Origin of the sequence: Agromyces sp. MMS24-K17 (genome assembly GCF_043950245.1) — a bacterium.
In the GTDB taxonomy this organism is placed as follows: domain Bacteria; phylum Actinomycetota; class Actinomycetes; order Actinomycetales; family Microbacteriaceae; genus Agromyces.
This window is the reverse complement of sequence record NZ_CP171640.1, coordinates 3,256,061-3,271,578: the sequence shown is the minus strand read 5'-3', so window position 1 is coordinate 3,271,578 and position 15,518 is coordinate 3,256,061. Positions and strand designations below refer to the sequence as shown.

Sequence of the window (15,518 nt, the reverse complement as noted above, 5' to 3'; positions counted from 1 at the left end):
GGGGTGGATGCGCCGCTCGACGCCTTCTCGGAAGCCACGCGCACGTGGTTCGCCGAGTCGTTCCGTGCGCCGACCGCGGTGCAGGCCGCCGCGTGGCGGGCGATCGGGCGCGGCGCGCACGCGCTGGTCGTCGCCCCGACGGGCTCGGGCAAGACGCTGTCGGCGTTCCTGTCGGCGATCGACCGGCTCCACGCCGAGCCGCCGCCGACGGAACCAGGGACCCGGGTGCTCTACCTGTCGCCGCTGAAGGCGCTCGGCGTCGACGTCGAACGCAACCTGCGCGCGCCGCTCACGGGCATCGCCCGGGTCTCCGAGCGGCTCGGCGTCGAGCCGCCGCACGTCAGCGTCGGGGTCCGCTCGGGCGACACCCCCGCCAACGAGCGCCGCGCGCTGCTGCGGACGCCGCCCGACATCCTCATCACGACGCCCGAGTCGCTGTTCCTCATGCTGACCTCGCAGGCCCGTGACACCCTGCGCACCGTCGAGACGGTGATCGTCGACGAGATCCACGCGGTCGCGTCGACGAAGCGGGGCGCGCACCTCGCGCTGTCGCTCGAACGCCTCGACGCGCTGCTGCCGAAGCCGGCCCAGCGGATCGGCCTGTCGGCGACCGTGCGGCCCGTCGAGGAGGTGGCGCGGTTCCTGAGCGCGGCGGCCCCGGTCGAGGTCGTCGCCCCGCCGAGCGAGAAGCGGTTCGACCTGCGGGTCGTCGTGCCCGTCGAGGACATGGCCCGGCTGCCCGCCAGCGACGACGCGACGGGGTCGATCTGGCCGCATGTCGAGGAGGCGATCCTCGACCAGGTGCTGCAGAACCGCTCGTCGATCGTCTTCGCGAACTCGCGGCGCCTCGCCGAGCGGCTCACCGCGCGCCTGAACGAGCTCGCGCTCGAGGCATCCGAACGCGAGGCCCTGTTCGTGTCGGCGTCGACCGCCGGACCGCCGGCCGCGGTCATGGCGCAGTCGGGGCAGACGTCCGGGGCGCCGCCCGTGCTCGCCCGAGCGCACCACGGTTCCGTCAGCAAGGAGCAGCGCGCCGAGATCGAGGACGACCTGAAGAGCGGGCGGTTGCGCTGCGTGGTGGCGACGTCGAGCCTCGAGCTCGGCATCGACATGGGCGCCGTCGACCTCGTCGTGCAGGTCGAGGCACCGCCGTCGGTCTCGAGCGGCCTCCAGCGGCTCGGCCGTGCCGGCCACCAGGTGGGGGAGGTCTCGCGCGGCGTGATCTTCCCGAAGCAGCGCGCCGACCTCGTGCACGCCGCGGTCACGAGCGAGCGGATGCTCGCCGGGGCGATCGAGACGATGCGCGTGCCGGCGAATCCGCTCGACATCCTCGCGCAGCAGACGATCGCGGCGGCCGCCGTCGACCCGCTCGACGTCGACGGCTGGTTCGACGCCGTGCGCCGGACCGCCCCGTTCGCCTCGCTGCCGCGGTCGGCGTACGAGGCGACGCTCGACCTCCTCGCGGGTCGCTACCCGTCCGATCGCTTCGGCGAGCTGCGTCCGCGGGTGGTGTGGGACCGCGAGGCCGGCACCATCACCGGGCGCCCGGGTGCGCAGCGCCTCGCGGTCACGAGCGGCGGCACGATCCCCGACCGCGGCATGTTCGGGGTGTTCCTCGTGGGCGACGAGGCGGGCGGTCGCCGGGTCGGCGAGCTCGACGAGGAGATGGTGTACGAGTCGCGCGTCGGCGACGTCTTCGCGCTCGGCGCGACGAGCTGGCGGATCCAGGAGATCACCTTCGACCGCGTGAACGTCGTGCCCGCATTCGGCCAGCCCGGTCGCGTGCCGTTCTGGAAGGGCGACGGGCTCGGGCGCCCCGCCGAGCTCGGGCGGGCGCTCGGGGCCTTCATGCGGGAGGTGTCGTCGGCCGAGGAGGCCGACGCCCGCAGCCGCATCACCGCCGCCGGGCTCGACGGGTACGCCGCCGACAACCTCATCGCGTTCCTCGCCGACCAGTCGCGGGCGACGGGGCACGTGCCGAGCGACCGCACGCTCGTCGTCGAGCGCACGCGCGATGAGCTCGGCGACTGGCGCGTCATCCTGCACTCGCCGTTCGGCATGCCGGTGCACGCGCCGTGGGCGCTCGCGGTCGCGGCGCGCGTGCGCGAGCGGCACGGGGTCGACGGGGCGGCCGTCGCCGCCGACGACGGCATCATCGTGCGCATTCCCGATACGGGCGTCGACCCGCCCGGGACAGACCTGTTCGTCTTCGAGCCCGAGGAGCTCGAGCAGCTCGTCACCGACGAGGTGGGCGGCTCGGCGCTGTTCGCGAGCCGGTTCCGCGAGTGCGCGGCCCGCGCGCTGCTGCTGCCGAACTACCAGCCCGGGAGGCGGTCGCCGCTCTGGCAGCAGCGGCAGCGCTCGGCGCAGCTGCTCGAGGTCGCCAGCGCCTTTCCGACCTTCCCGATCATCCTCGAGACCGTGCGCGAGGTCCTCCAGGACGTCTACGACGTGCCCGCGCTCGTCGAGCTCGCCCGCGACATCGGCGCGCGCCGCGTGCGGCTCGCCGAGACGACGACCGAGGTGCCGAGCCCGTTCGCGAGCTCGCTGCTGTTCGGCTACGTCGGTGCGTTCATGTACGAGGGCGACTCGCCGCTGGCCGAACGCCGGGCCGCGGCGCTCGCGATCGACGCCGCCCTGCTCGGCGAGCTGCTCGGCCGCGTCGAGCTGCGCGAGCTGCTCGACCCGGGGGTCATCGAGCAGACCGAGCGGGAACTCCAGCGGCTCGCCGAAGACCGGCGCGTCCGCGGCGCCGAGGGCATCGCCGACCTGCTCCGCCTGCTCGGGCCGCTCACGGCCGAAGAAGTCGCGGCGCGCGTAGCCGACGAGACGGATCCGTCCACCGCGGTCGACGAGCTCGTCGTCGCCCGCAGGGCGGTGCGCCTCACGTTCGCCGGTCGTGAGCACGTGGCAGCCGTCGAGGACGTCGGCCGGCTCCGCGACGCACTCGGCGTGCCGGTGCCGCCCGGCGTCGCGGTCGCGTTCACGGAGCACGTGGGCGACCCCCTGGGCGACCTCATCGGTCGCTATGCGCGCACGCACGGGCCGTTCGCGGCCGAGGAGGTCGCCGGGCGGTTCGGCATCGGCGTGGCCGTCGCGAAGGCGGCGTTGCGGCGGCTCGCCGACGAGCGCCGGGTCGTCGAGGGGGAGTTCCGCCCCAACGGTACGGCGACCGAGTGGTGCGATGCCGAGGTGCTCCGGCGACTCCGGCGCCGGTCGCTCGCCGCGCTCCGGCACGAGGTCGAGCCCGTGCCGCAGCGGGTGCTCGCCCGGTTCCTGCCCGAGTGGCAGCACATCGGCCGGCCGTTGCGCGGGATCGACGGGGTGCTCGCCACGATCGAGCAGCTCGAGGGCGCGCGCCTGCCGGCATCGGCGTGGGAGTCGCTCGTGCTCCCGGCGCGGGTCTCCGACTACAGCCCCACCATGCTCGACGAGCTCATGGCCACCGGCGAGGTGGTGTGGGCCGGCGCAGGCGCACTCGCGGGGGACGACGGCTGGGTCACCCTGCACCTCGCCGAGTCGGCCCCGCTCACCATGAGCCCGCCACCCGACCCCGAGACCACGGCCCTGCAGCGCGAGGTGCTCGTCGCGCTCGGCAGCGGCGGCGCGTACTTCTTCCGGCAACTCGCCGACGCCGTCGGCCGGTTCGGGGAGTTCGACCCGTCGTCCGGCGCCGCCGGGCGGCCCGTCGCCGACGACGAGCTCGTCGAGGCGCTCTGGGGTCTCGCGTGGTCGGGGCTCGTGACCAACGACACCTTCGCCCCGGTCCGCGCGCTCGTCGCCGGCGGTCGCAGTTCGCACCGGGCCGCGCGGCCGACGCCGCGGTCGAGGATGCTCCGCGGGCGGGCCCTGCCGCGGGCCACGATGCCGAGCCGCACCGGCCCGCCGTCGGTCGCCGGGCGCTGGTCGATCCTGCCCGTCCCCGACGACGACGCCACCCGCCGGGCGCATGCGCTCGGCGAGACGATGCTCGACCGCTACGGGCTCGTCACGCGCGGCACGGCGGTCGCCGAGGGGGTGGTCGGCGGGTTCGCGCTCGTCTACCGCACGCTGAGCGGCTTCGAGGAGTCGGGCCGGTCGCGGCGCGGCTACTTCGTCGAGAAGCTCGGTGCGGCGCAGTTCGCCGCGCCGGGCGCCGTCGACCGGTTGCGCGGCTACGCCGATCGCGACGACCGCCCCGGCGAGGAGCCGAACGTCGTCGCGCTCGCGGCGACCGACCCGGCGAACGCCTACGGAGCGGCGCTGCCCTGGCCGGATCCGCCGGGGGAGAGCTCCCACCGCGCGGCGCGGAAGGCGGGCGCGATCGTCGTCCTGGCCGACGGCGAGCTCGTGCTCTACGTCGAGCGCGGCGGCAAGACCGTGCTGTCCTACGTCGACGATGCCGATGAGGTGGGCGCCCGACGGCTCGCCGCCGCAGCGACCGCGCTCGCCGGGCTGGTGCGCGGCGGGCGGGTCCGCCGGCTCGCCGTCGAGAGCGTCAACGGCGCGTTCGTGCTGGGCTCGCCGCTCGGTGCCGCGCTCCGCGCCGCCGGGTTCGGTGAGACGCCGAAGGGGCTCCGGATCGATGCCAGAGGGTGACACCGTCCACCAGACGGCGGCCCGGCTGCGCGCCGCCCTCGAGGGCCGGGAGCTGACGCGCACCGACTTCCGCGTGCCGCGCTTCGCGACGGTCGACCTCGCCGGCCGGGTGGTCGACGAGGTCGCCGCACGCGGCAAGCACCTGCTCGTGCGGGCCGGCGACCTCACGGTGCACTCGCACCTGAAGATGGAGGGCAGTTGGCGGGTGTTCCGGCCCGGGGAGCGCTGGAACCGGCCCGCCCATCTCGTGCGCGCCGTGCTCGAGAACCGCGACGCCGTCGCGGTCGGGTTCGAGCTCGGCGTCCTCGAGGTGATCCCGCGCGCGGCGGAGGAGGACGCCGTCGGGTACCTCGGCCCCGACCTGCTCGGCCCGGACTGGGACGCCGCCGAGGCGGTGCGACGGGTCACGGCCGACCCGGCGGTGCCGGTCGCCGTCGCCCTCCTCGACCAGCGGAACCTCGCCGGCCTCGGCAACGTCTACGCCAACGAGCTGTGCTTCCTGCGGGGCATCCGCCCGCAGCGACCGGTCGGCGAGGTACCCGACCCGGGGGCCGTCGTCGACCTCGGTCGCCGGCTGATCGTCGCGAACCGCGACCGCGTCGCCCGTGTCACCACGGGCGTCGACCGCCGAGGCGCGCGACTGTGGGTCTACGGCCGGGCGGGGGAGCCGTGCCGTCGGTGCGGCACGCGGATCGAGCGCGGCGAACTCGGGCGGACCGAACTCGAGGAGCGGGTCACGTTCTGGTGCCCGAACTGCCAGCGCTGAGCCGCGCGGACGGAGCGGCCGCGCGGCGGGCGCGGCGGGTCAGTTGACCGGGCCGGTCCACTTCTCGCCGGGGCCCTGGCCGATCGCGTCGGGGATGGTCGAGGCCTCACGGAACGCGAGCTGCAGCGACCGGAGGCCGTCGCGCAGCGACCGGGCGTGCATGTCGCTGATCTCCGGGGCGCCGGCGGTGATGAGCCCGGCGAGGGCGTTGATGAGCTTGCGGGCCTCGTCGAGGTCGGTCTGCGAGGCCGGGTCGTCGGCGAGGCCGACCTTCACGGCGGCGGCGCTCATGAGGTGCACCGCGGCGGTCGTGATGACCTCGACGGCGGGCACGTCGGCGATGTCGCGGGTCGCGTCGGCGACGGCGGCATCGGCCGGATCGGCGAGGTCCTGGTGGTCGTGGTCGGGGGTGGACTCGTCCGGCGTGTTGAACACAGACTTCCTCTGCTAGACTGTTTCGGGCTCCGGGGCTTGTCCCCGGTACGAAAGTGGAGATTCTCCCACCCGCGCATACCGCTTCATCAAGGTTACCGGGTCGTTGCACTCCGCTCGCGCGCCGCCTGCTCCATGCAGAAGGCCGTGAGTAGACAGGGTGCCGTATGAGCCTCGCGGAGCGATCCGCGGGGTGTCATGCGTGGATCTCCGCTCTCGCCATCGGGAGGCGACCGCCTCGCGTTTGAGCCATCAGAGAGCAACGCTCGAGCAGAGGAGACACGCATCAGCGATCCGCGTACCAACGACCGTATCCGCGTCCCCGAGGTCCGCCTCGTGGGACCTGGCGGAGAGCAGGTCGGCGTCGTGAAGATCGAGGTGGCCCTGCGGCTCGCGCAGGAGGCCGACCTCGACCTGGTCGAGGTCGCACCGAACTCGCGTCCGCCGGTCGTCAAGATCATGGACTACGGCAAGTACAAGTACGAGGCGGCGCAGAAGGCGAAGGAAGCCCGGCGCAACCAGGCGAACACGGTCCTCAAGGAGGTCCGCTTCCGCCTCAAGATCGACAAGCACGACTATGAGACCAAGATGAAGCGCGCCATCGGCTTCCTCAAGGCCGGCGACAAGGTCAAGGCGATGATCCTCTTCCGCGGGCGCGAGCAGTCGCGCCCCGAGATGGGCGTCCGCCTGCTCCAGCGTTTCGCCGAGGACGTGGTGGAGTTCGGCACGGTCGAGCACAACCCCACGATCGACGGCCGCAACATGGTCATGGTCATCGCTCCTCTGAAGAACAAGTCCGACGCCAAGGCGGAGGCGAATGCACAGCGTGCTGCGGCGAAGGCGCGGCCGGAGGCGGATGCCCCGGTCGAGGCCGAGCCGCAGGCGGCGGCGTCCACCGAGGGCGACGCCTAGCACCACCCCCTCCGTCACCCGCGTGACGGCAGATCCAAGGAGAGACACGAGATGCCGAAGCAGAAGACCCACTCCGGGGCCAAGAAGCGCTTCAAGATCACCGGCACCGGCAAGCTGAAGAAGCAGCAGGCCGGCATGCGGCACAACCTCGAGGGCAAGTCCTCGGTGCGCACCCGCCGCCTCAACCAGGACAAGGTCCTCTCGGCGCCCGACGCCAAGGTCATCAACAAGCTGCTCGGCCGCTGAGCCGGTCCGAACCGTAAGGAAGAAACAGAGTCATGGCAAGAGTGAAGCGCGCAGTCAATGCGCACAAGAAGCGTCGGGTCATCCTCGAGCGCGCCGAGGGCTACCGCGGCCAGCGTTCGCGCCTCTACCGCAAGGCGAAGGAGCAGGTCACCCACTCCCTCGTCTACAGCTACGCCGACCGGCGTGCGCGCAAGGGCGACTTCCGTCGCCTCTGGATCCAGCGCATCAACGCGGCCTCGCGTCAGCACGGCCTCACCTACAACCGCCTCATCCAGGGCCTCGGCCTGGCCGGCATCGAGGTCGACCGTCGCATCCTCGCCGAGCTCGCCGTGAACGAGCCCGCCACCTTCGCGGCGCTCGTCGAGTCCGCCAAGCAGGCGCTCCCGGCCGACACCTCGGCCCCGAAGAACGCCGCGTAAGCGCGATCTCCGCAGCCTTCGGCCCGGCACCCCTCGGGGTGCCGGGCCGTTCTGCGTCTCCGGGCGGATGCCCCGACCGCGGATGTCCCGGCCCGCGCCGAGCCGCTCCCTAGACTGGTGCCATGCTCGAGAATCCCCGTTCCCCGCGCGTGCGCGCCGTCGCGAAGCTGGCGAAGAAGCCCGCTCGGCAGGAGAGCGGCCTGTTCCTCCTCGAGGGCCCGCAGGCGGTCGCCGAGGCGCTCGCGTTCCGTCCCGAACTGCTCGTCGAGCTCTTCGCGACGCCGACCGCGCTGGAACGGCACCCGGCCGTCGCCGACGCCGCACGCGACGCGGGCATCGACGTCGAGTTCGTCACCGAGGCCGTGCTGGAGTCGATGGCCGACACGGTGACCCCGCAGGGATTCGTCGCGGTGTGCCGGCAGTTCCCGACGGCGGTGCGCGACGTGTTCGCGAGCGGTCCGCGGCTGATCGCGATCCTCGAGGAGGTGCGCGACCCCGGCAACGCGGGCACCATCGTGCGGGCCGCCGACGCCGCGGGCGCGGATGCGGTGGTCTTCACCGGCCGCGCCGTCGACCTGTACAACCCGAAGGTCGTGCGGTCCACGACCGGCTCGATCTTCCACCTCCCGGTCGCCGTCGACGCGGACCTCGCCGACGTGCTCGGCCGGGCCCGCGAGGCCGGGCTCACCGTGCTCGCCGCGGACGTGAAGGGCGTCGACCTGCTCGAGGTGCGCCAGGAGGGCGTGCTCGACGGGCCGACCGCATGGCTGTTCGGCAACGAGGCCCACGGCCTCGCCGACGAGCAGTTGGAACTGGCCGACCGGGTCGTCACGGTGCCGATCTACGGGCATGCCGAGTCGATGAACCTCGCGACCGCCGCCTCGGTGTGCCTCTACGAGAGCGCATTCGCGCATCGCAGCAGCTGAGGCGGCGGCCGCCCGAATCACGAAACGATAACCGCCGGGTCCACCCCGTGGCGCCCATCGGCCCGTGTGCCTAGTTTGGGGGGATGACCTCCTCGCAGCCGAACCCCGCGCCGCCGGGGCAGCCGGCCCCGGCCACGTCGAACATCAGCGTCCGGCGCGGCGAGCCGCTGGTGGTGATCGAGCACGTCGACAAGCACTTCGGCGACCTGCACGTGCTCAACGACATCCACACGGTGGTGAACCGCGGCGAGGTCGTCGTCGTCATCGGGCCGTCGGGCTCCGGGAAGTCGACGCTGTGCCGGGCCATCAACCGGCTCGAGACGATCGACTCGGGCACCATCACGATCGACGGCGAGCGGCTGCCCGAGGAGGGCAAGGCGCTCGCGCACATGCGGGCCGACGTCGGCATGGTGTTCCAGTCGTTCAACCTGTTCGCCCACAAGACGGTCCTCGAGAACGTGACGCTCGCGCCGATCAAGGTGAAGCGGGTGCCCCGCAAGCAGGCCGAGGCGAAGGCGATGGAACTGCTCGAGCGCGTCGGCGTCGCGAACCAGGCGAAGAAGCTCCCCGCGCAGCTCTCCGGAGGGCAGCAGCAGCGCGTCGCGATCGCGAGGTCGCTCGCGATGAACCCGAAGCTCATCCTCATGGACGAGCCGACGAGCGCCCTCGACCCGGAGATGATCAACGAGGTGCTCGACGTCATGGTCGGCCTCGCCGAGCAGGGCATGACGATGATCGTCGTCACCCACGAGATGGGCTTCGCCCGCCGCGCCGCCGACCGCGTGCTCTTCATGGCGGACGGCCGCATCGTCGAGGAGGCGCCGCCGGCGCAGTTCTTCGACCACCCGACTTCCGACCGCGCCAAGGACTTCCTGTCGAAGATCCTCGAGCACTAGGCCGGACCACGACCTCGGCTGCCACGAGCGGCGGGGAACCACACGGAGAAGAGGCAGGGACATGACACGTACGACACGCAGATTCGCACTGGCGGCCGCGGCGGCCGCCGCCACCGCGCTCATCCTGGCCGGATGCGCCGGAGACCCCGGCGAGCTGGGCGGCGATGAGGCCGAGCCCACGGTCGCCCCGGAGGCCACGTTCGAGGCGGGCACGACGATGGCCCGGCTCGCCGACGCCGGCACGATCACCATCGGCACGAAGTTCGACCAGCCGCTGTTCGGGCTCATCGGCCCGAGCGGCACGCCCGAAGGCTTCGACGTGGAGATCGGCAAGATCATCGCCGGCCAGCTCGGCATCGAGCCCGACAACATCGAATGGGTCGAGACCGTCTCCGCGAACCGCGAGCCGTTCATCGAGAACGGCCAGGTCGATCTCGTCGTCGCGACCTACACGATCAACGACAAGCGCAAGGAGGTCGTCTCGTTCGCCGGGCCGTACTACCTGGCCGGCCAGTCGATCCTGGTGCTCGCCGACAACGACACGATCAAGAGCGAAGACGACCTCGTCGGGCAGAACGTGTGCTCGGTGACGGGCTCCACGCCGGCGGCCAAGCTGCAGGAGATCGGCGCCGTGCCGTTCCTCACCGACACGTACTCGAACTGCCTCGAGCCGCTGCGCAGCGGCCAGGTGGTCGCGGTGTCGACCGACAACGTGATCCTCGCCGGCCTGTCGGCGCAGAACCCGGGCGAGTTCAAGGTGGTCGGCGAGCCGTTCACCGAGGAGCCGTACGGCATCGGCGTGAAGCTCGACGACACCGACTTCCGCATGTGGATCAACGACGTGCTCGAGCAGTCGTACGAGGACGGCACCTACGAGGCGGCCTGGGAGAAGACGGCGGGGCAGGAGCTCCCGTTCGTCGAGCCCCCGGCGGTCGACCGCTACTGATCAGCGACCGCTGCTGATCGGCGGGTGGCCCGGCCGGGGCGCCGCACGCGCCCGGCCGGGACATCCCACCGATCTCGACACCGACCGGAAGGGAGCGGCGTGGACGCCGTCATCGACAACCTGCCGAGGTACCTCGACGGGTTCACCACGACGCTGCTGCTGCTCGTGGTGAGCGGCATCGCGGCGCTCGTCATCGGCACGCTCATCGCCGCGATGCGCATCTCGCCGATCGCGTCGCTGCGCGGCTTCGCGACGGTGTACACCGAGCTGGTGCGGAACACCCCGCTCACCCTGGTGCTGTTCTTCTGCGCGATCGTGCTGCCGTACTTCGGGTCGCGGCTCGACTACGCGGTGGCGGCGATGATCGGCCTGTCGGTCTACACGTCGCCGTTCGTCGCCGAGGCGCTGCGGTCGGGCATCAACGGCGTGCCGGTCGGCCAGGCCGAGGCGGCGCGCAGCGTCGGCCTCGGGTTCTCGCAGACGGTCGGGCTGATCGTGCTGCCGCAGGCGTTCCGCATGACGATCCCGCCGCTCATCAACGTGTTCATCGCGCTCACGAAGAACACGTCGGTGGCCGGCGGGTTCTTCGTGGTCGAGCTGTTCGCCGTCGGCCGCGAGCTCGCGAACGCGAACGGCGACGCGGTCATCGCGGTGCTGCTCGGGGTCGCGACGTTCTACCTCCTCATCACCATCCCGCTGGGCCTGCTGGCCGCCCAGCTCGAGCGCCGTTGGGTGGTGCAGCGATGACCGGGGCGAACGTCCTCTTCGACGCGCCCGGGCCGAAGGCCCGGCGCCGGTCGCTCATCCTGTCGATCGTCGGGATCCTCGTCATCGCGGCGGGCCTGTGGTGGATGATCGCCACCCTCGCCGCCCCGCGCGAGTCCTCCGGCGGCGTCGTGCTGCCGGGCTTCTTCGACGCCACCCGCTGGGAGCCGTTCACCGACCCGCAGACGTGGAGCTACATCTTCGTCCTCGGCGTCTGGGGCACGCTCCGCGCCGCGCTCACCGCTGCGGTCATCGCGCTCGCGCTCGGCATCCTGTTCTCGCTGCTGCGCAGTTCGGCGACGCCCTGGGTGCGCATCCCGACCGCGGTGGTGCTCGAGTTCCTCCGCGGCATGCCGGTGCTGCTCATGATGCTGTTCATCCTGCTCGTGCTGAACACCGGGTCGTTCTGGGCGGTCGTCGCGGCCCTCAGCCTGTACAACGGCGCGCTCATCGGGGAGGCCCTGCGCGCCGGCATGGCCTCGCTCCCGCGCGGCCAGCGCGAGGCCGGGCTCAGCCTCGGCATGCGACCGCTGCAGTCCAAGCGCCTCATCGAGTTCCCGCAGGCGTTCCGGCAGATGCTGCCGATCATCGTCGCGCAGCTCGTGGTGCTGCTGAAGGACACCTCGCTCGGCTACATCGTCGGCTACGTCGAGCTGCTGCGGGTGAACATGAACCAGCTCGCGACCTACTTCGGCAACTACTACCTGTTCTCGTTCTTCCTCGTCACGCTCGTGCTCTACCTCGCGATGAACCTGTCGCTGTCGTGGTTCGCGCGCTGGCTCGCCAGGCGGACGCAGCGACGCACCGGCCGCCCGCAGGGCGACGTCGAGGACGCGCAGCCGGCACTCCTCGTCGCGGACGCCGAGGCCGAGGCCGAAGCCGGGCGCCACGGCCGGTAGCGAGACGTCGGCGACGGCTGCGGCTCGCGCTGCAGAACCCGGTCGGATGCCCCGCGTCCACGCCGGTAGACTCGATGCTCGTGCCAGAGCCCAGTGAAATCACCGAGCCCGCGGTCGACGCGGCCGTCGAGGCGGCGCTCGCCGCGATCGCGGCGGCGACCGACTCCGCCGCGCTCAAGCAGGTCCGCACCGAGCACACGGGGGAGAAGTCGACCCTCGCGAAGCTGAACGCCCTCCTCCGCGACGTGCCCAACGACCAGAAGGCCGCCCTCGGCAAGCTCGTCGGCCAGGCCCGCGGCCGGGTGAACCAGGCGTTCTCCGCCCGCGAGGAGGAGATCGTCGCCGCCGAGGCCGACGCCCGCCTCGCCGCCGAGGCCGTCGACGTCACCGCGCTGCCCGGGCGGTACCAGCCCGGCGCGAGGCATCCGCTCACGCTCCTCCAGGACCGCGTGTGCGAGGTCTTCACCGGCATGGGCTGGGAGATCGCGGAGGGGCCCGAACTCGAGAGCGAGTGGTTCAACTTCGACGCCCTGAACTTCGACGCGGACCACCCGGCCCGCGCCATGCAGGACACCTTCTTCGTCGACCCGCCCGAGGCGCACCTCGTGCTGCGCACCCACACCAGCCCGGTGCAGGTGCGGGCGATGCTCGACCGCGAGGTGCCGATCTACGTGCTCGCACCCGGCCGCGTGTACCGCACCGACGAGTTCGACGCGACGCACCTGCCCGTCTTCATGCAGTTCGAGGGCCTCGCCGTCGACGAGGGCCTCACCATGGCGCACCTCAAGGGCACCCTCGACCACTTCGTGAAGTCGATCTTCGGCGACGAGGCCAAGGTGCGCCTCCGCCCGAGCTACTTCCCGTTCACCGAGCCGAGCGCCGAGCTCGACTTCTGGCACCCGACCTTCAAGGGCGGCGCGCGCTGGATCGAGTGGGGCGGCTGCGGCATGGTGCACCCCAACGTGCTCCGCTCCGCGGGCATCGACCCCGAGAAGTACACCGGCTTCGCCTTCGGCATGGGCATCGAGCGCGGGCTCATGCTCCGCAACGACGTCCAGGACATGCGCGACATGGCCGAGGGCGACGTCCGCTTCTCCCAGCAGTTCGGAATGGTGGTCTAGAACATGCGAGTACCCCTGAGCTGGCTCGCCGAGTACGTCGAGCTCGTCCCTGGGACGACGCCCGAGGACGTCCACGCCGCCCTCGTGAAGGTCGGCCTCGAGGAGGAGGACGTCCACACGTTCGAGGTCTCCGGCCCGATCGTCGTGGGCGAGGTCCTCGAGTTCGTCGAGGAGCCGCAGTCCAACGGGAAGACCATCCGCTGGTGCCAGGTCCGCGTCGCGCCCGAAGGCGAGACCGCGGCCGACGGCGGCGACGCCGTGCACGGCATCGTCTGCGGTGCCCGCAACTTCTTCGTCGGCGACCAGGTCGTCGTGACCCTGCCGGGCGCCGTGCTGCCCGGGCCGTTCCCGATCGCCGCGCGCAAGACCTATGGGCACGTGTCCGACGGCATGATCGCCTCGGCCCGCGAGCTCGGCCTCGGCGAGGACCACGACGGCATCCTCCGCCTGTCGACGCTCGGGATCGAGGCGCCGGTCGGCACCGACGCGATCGCGCTGCTCGGCCTCGACGACGCCGCCGTGGAGATCAACGTCACGCCCGACCGCGGCTACGCGTTCTCGATCCGCGGCGTCGCCCGCGAGTACGCGCACGCCACCGGCGCCCGGTTCCGCGACCCCGTCGCGCAGTCGGAGCCCGTCACGCCCGGGGCATCCGACGCCTTCCCGATCGAGATCCGCGACGAGGCGCCGATCCGCGGCCGCGTCGGCTCGGCCGTGTTCGCCGCGCGCATCGTGCGCGGGGTCGACGCGACGCGTCCGTCGCCGCCGTGGCTCGTCGCGCGCCTGAAGCTCGCGGGCATCCGCTCGGTGTCGCTCCTCGTCGACCTCACGAACTACGTGATGCTCGAGTTCGGCCAGCCGATCCACGGCTACGACCTCGACCGGCTGCGCGGCGGCCTCGTCGTGCGCCGGGCCCGGCCGGGGGAGAAGCTCACCACGCTCGACGGCAAGGAGCGCACCCTCCACGTCGAGGACCTCGTCGTCACCGACGACCGCGGGCCGATCGGGCTCGGCGGCGTCATGGGCGGCGCCGAGACCGAGATGGGCGACGCCACCCGCAATGTCCTCATCGAGGCCGCCAACTGGGACCCGGTGTCGATCGCGCGCACCGCCCGCCGGCACAAGCTCCCGAGCGAGGCGGCCAAGCGGTACGAGCGCGGCGTCGACCCCGAGATCGCGGCCGCCGCCGTGTCGCGGGTGGCGCAGCTCGTCGTCGACCTCGCCGGCGGCATCGTCGACCCCGACGGCTCCCTCATCCACGAGACGCCCGCGCGCGGCGCGATCGTGCTGCCCGACGGCTACGTCTCCCGCCTCATCGGCGTCGAGTACGCCGACGAGGAGATCCGCGACGCGCTCGCCGAGATCGGTGCGGACGTCACGCGGGTCGACGGCGGCTTCGCGGTCGTCCCGCCGAGCTGGCGCCCCGACCTGACCGGCACGGCCGAGCTCGCCGAGGAGGTGGCCCGCCTGCACGGGTACCACCGCATCCCCTCGGTGCTGCCCGTCGCCCCGCCCGGACGCGGGCTCACCCGCTCGCAGCGGATCCGGCGCCGCGTCGCCGACGCGCTCGCGGCGGCCGGCTCGACCGAGGTGCTCGCGTTCCCGTTCGTGACCGACGGCGAGAACGGGCTGTACGGCAGCGCCGACGGCTCGCCGGTCGCATCGGTGCGGCTCGCGAACGCGCTCGACGCGTCGACGCCGTTCCTGCGCCGCTCGCTCCTGCCGGGGCTCATCGGCGTCGCGCGCCGCAACGTGTCGCGCGGCCTCGTCGACCTCGACGTGTTCGAGCTGGGCCTGGTCTTCACGCCCGAGGCGGGTCGCGCGTACGGCTCGACCGAGCTCCCGCCGGGCGCCGCGCGTCCCGACGCCGAGGCCCTCGCGTCGCTGAACGACGGCATCCCGCCGCAGCCCCGCCACGTCGCGCTGCTCCGCCTCGGCGACGCGGTGTCGAAGCAGCCCGGCCAGCCGGCGCGTGCGGCGGGCATCGCCGACGTGCTCGACGGCGTGCGGCAGGTCGCGCTCGCGGCCGGCGCCGAGATCGAGGTCGTGCAGGGCAGCCACCAGGCGTTCCACCCGGGCCGCACCGCCGAACTCCGGGTCGCGGGGCAGCGCGTCGGCTACGCCGGCGAACTGCACCCGCAGCTCACGGAGGACGCGGACCTGCCCCGGGTCGTCGCCGTCGCCGAGCTCGACCTCGACGCGGTCATCGCGCTCGCGGAGGCCGGCGTGGAGGCGCGGCCGATCGGCTCGTTCCCGGCGGCCACGCAGGACCTGTCGCTCGTGGTGCCGGCCGACGTGCCGGCGGCCGAGGTCGAGCGCGCGGTCCGCGACGGCGCCGGCGACCTGCTCGAGCACGTCGTGCTGGTCGACGACTACCGCGGTGCCGGCCTGCCGGAGGGCGCGAAGAGCCTGACCTTCGCGCTGCGCTTCCGCGCCGGCGACCGCACGCTGACGGCGGCCGAGGCGAGCGAGGCGAAGCTCGCGGGCGCGGCCGTCGCAGCCGAGCGCACCGGGGCCGCGATCCGCGACTAGCGAGCGTCGCGGCCGCGACGGCCGCGACGCGCCCACGCCGACGCCCCCGGCGGGACATCCACCAACGGATGCCTCGCCGG

13 protein-coding genes are annotated in these 15,518 nt (G+C 72.8%); 12 read left to right on the top strand and 1 reads right to left on the bottom strand.

Features of this window, described 5'->3' with window-relative positions:
• Positions 1 to 3: 3 nt before the first annotated feature.
• Positions 4 to 4,578: an ATP-dependent helicase gene (locus tag ACGGZK_RS15015; protein ID WP_395243425.1), complete on the top strand. Its 4,575-nt coding sequence runs from the start codon at positions 4 to 6 to the stop codon at positions 4,576 to 4,578.
• Complete coding sequence (locus tag ACGGZK_RS15010) at positions 4,565 to 5,344, top strand: DNA-formamidopyrimidine glycosylase family protein (protein WP_395243424.1); 780 nt, start codon at positions 4,565 to 4,567, stop codon at positions 5,342 to 5,344. The genes ACGGZK_RS15015 and ACGGZK_RS15010 overlap by 14 nt, the downstream gene beginning before the upstream one ends.
• 39 nt (positions 5,345 to 5,383) lie before the next feature.
• Here the strand turns inward: ACGGZK_RS15010 and ACGGZK_RS15005 are convergent, their stop codons facing one another.
• Positions 5,384 to 5,686 (bottom strand): DUF1844 domain-containing protein, encoded by a 303-nt coding sequence (locus tag ACGGZK_RS15005; RefSeq protein WP_395246104.1) that lies wholly within the window; start codon positions 5,684 to 5,686, stop codon positions 5,384 to 5,386.
• A 375-nt stretch (positions 5,687 to 6,061) separates the two neighbouring features.
• Between ACGGZK_RS15005 and infC the strand changes: the two genes are divergently transcribed.
• The 10 genes from infC (at position 6,062) to pheT (ending at position 15,438) form a co-directional block, all read left to right on the top strand.
• Positions 6,062 to 6,688 carry a translation initiation factor IF-3 gene (infC, locus tag ACGGZK_RS15000; RefSeq protein ID WP_395246103.1) on the top strand — a complete coding sequence of 209 codons (627 nt, stop codon included), beginning with the start codon at positions 6,062 to 6,064 and terminating at the stop codon, positions 6,686 to 6,688.
• Positions 6,689 to 6,739: 51 nt separating this feature from the next.
• Complete coding sequence (gene rpmI, locus ACGGZK_RS14995) at positions 6,740 to 6,934, top strand: 50S ribosomal protein L35 (protein WP_121476620.1); 195 nt, start codon at positions 6,740 to 6,742, stop codon at positions 6,932 to 6,934.
• A gap of 32 nt (positions 6,935 to 6,966) precedes the next feature.
• Positions 6,967 to 7,353, top strand: a complete 387-nt coding sequence (gene rplT, locus ACGGZK_RS14990) for a 50S ribosomal protein L20 (RefSeq protein WP_395243423.1) — start codon at positions 6,967 to 6,969, stop codon at positions 7,351 to 7,353.
• Positions 7,354 to 7,475: 122 nt separating this feature from the next.
• Positions 7,476 to 8,279 (top strand): TrmH family RNA methyltransferase, encoded by an 804-nt coding sequence (locus ACGGZK_RS14985; RefSeq protein ID WP_395243422.1) that lies wholly within the window; start codon positions 7,476 to 7,478, stop codon positions 8,277 to 8,279.
• A gap of 83 nt (positions 8,280 to 8,362) precedes the next feature.
• Positions 8,363 to 9,175, top strand: coding sequence for an amino acid ABC transporter ATP-binding protein (locus tag ACGGZK_RS14980; RefSeq protein ID WP_395243421.1), 813 nt, complete (start codon positions 8,363 to 8,365; stop codon positions 9,173 to 9,175).
• A gap of 61 nt (positions 9,176 to 9,236) precedes the next feature.
• Positions 9,237 to 10,121 carry a glutamate ABC transporter substrate-binding protein gene (locus tag ACGGZK_RS14975; RefSeq protein ID WP_395243420.1) on the top strand — a complete coding sequence of 295 codons (885 nt, stop codon included), beginning with the start codon at positions 9,237 to 9,239 and terminating at the stop codon, positions 10,119 to 10,121.
• A gap of 99 nt (positions 10,122 to 10,220) precedes the next feature.
• Positions 10,221 to 10,868 (top strand): amino acid ABC transporter permease, encoded by a 648-nt coding sequence (locus ACGGZK_RS14970; protein WP_395243419.1) that lies wholly within the window; start codon positions 10,221 to 10,223, stop codon positions 10,866 to 10,868.
• Positions 10,865 to 11,785, top strand: coding sequence for an amino acid ABC transporter permease (locus tag ACGGZK_RS14965; protein WP_395243418.1), 921 nt, complete (start codon positions 10,865 to 10,867; stop codon positions 11,783 to 11,785). Before ACGGZK_RS14970 ends, ACGGZK_RS14965 begins: the two co-directional genes overlap by 4 nt.
• A gap of 74 nt (positions 11,786 to 11,859) precedes the next feature.
• Entirely contained in the window at positions 11,860 to 12,906 is a 1,047-nt protein-coding gene (gene pheS, locus ACGGZK_RS14960) for a phenylalanine--tRNA ligase subunit alpha (RefSeq protein ID WP_395243417.1), read from the top strand.
• Between the two features lie 3 nt (positions 12,907 to 12,909).
• Entirely contained in the window at positions 12,910 to 15,438 is a 2,529-nt protein-coding gene (gene pheT / locus ACGGZK_RS14955; RefSeq protein ID WP_395243416.1) for a phenylalanine--tRNA ligase subunit beta, read from the top strand.
• The last annotated feature ends 80 nt before the right edge of the window (positions 15,439 to 15,518 follow it).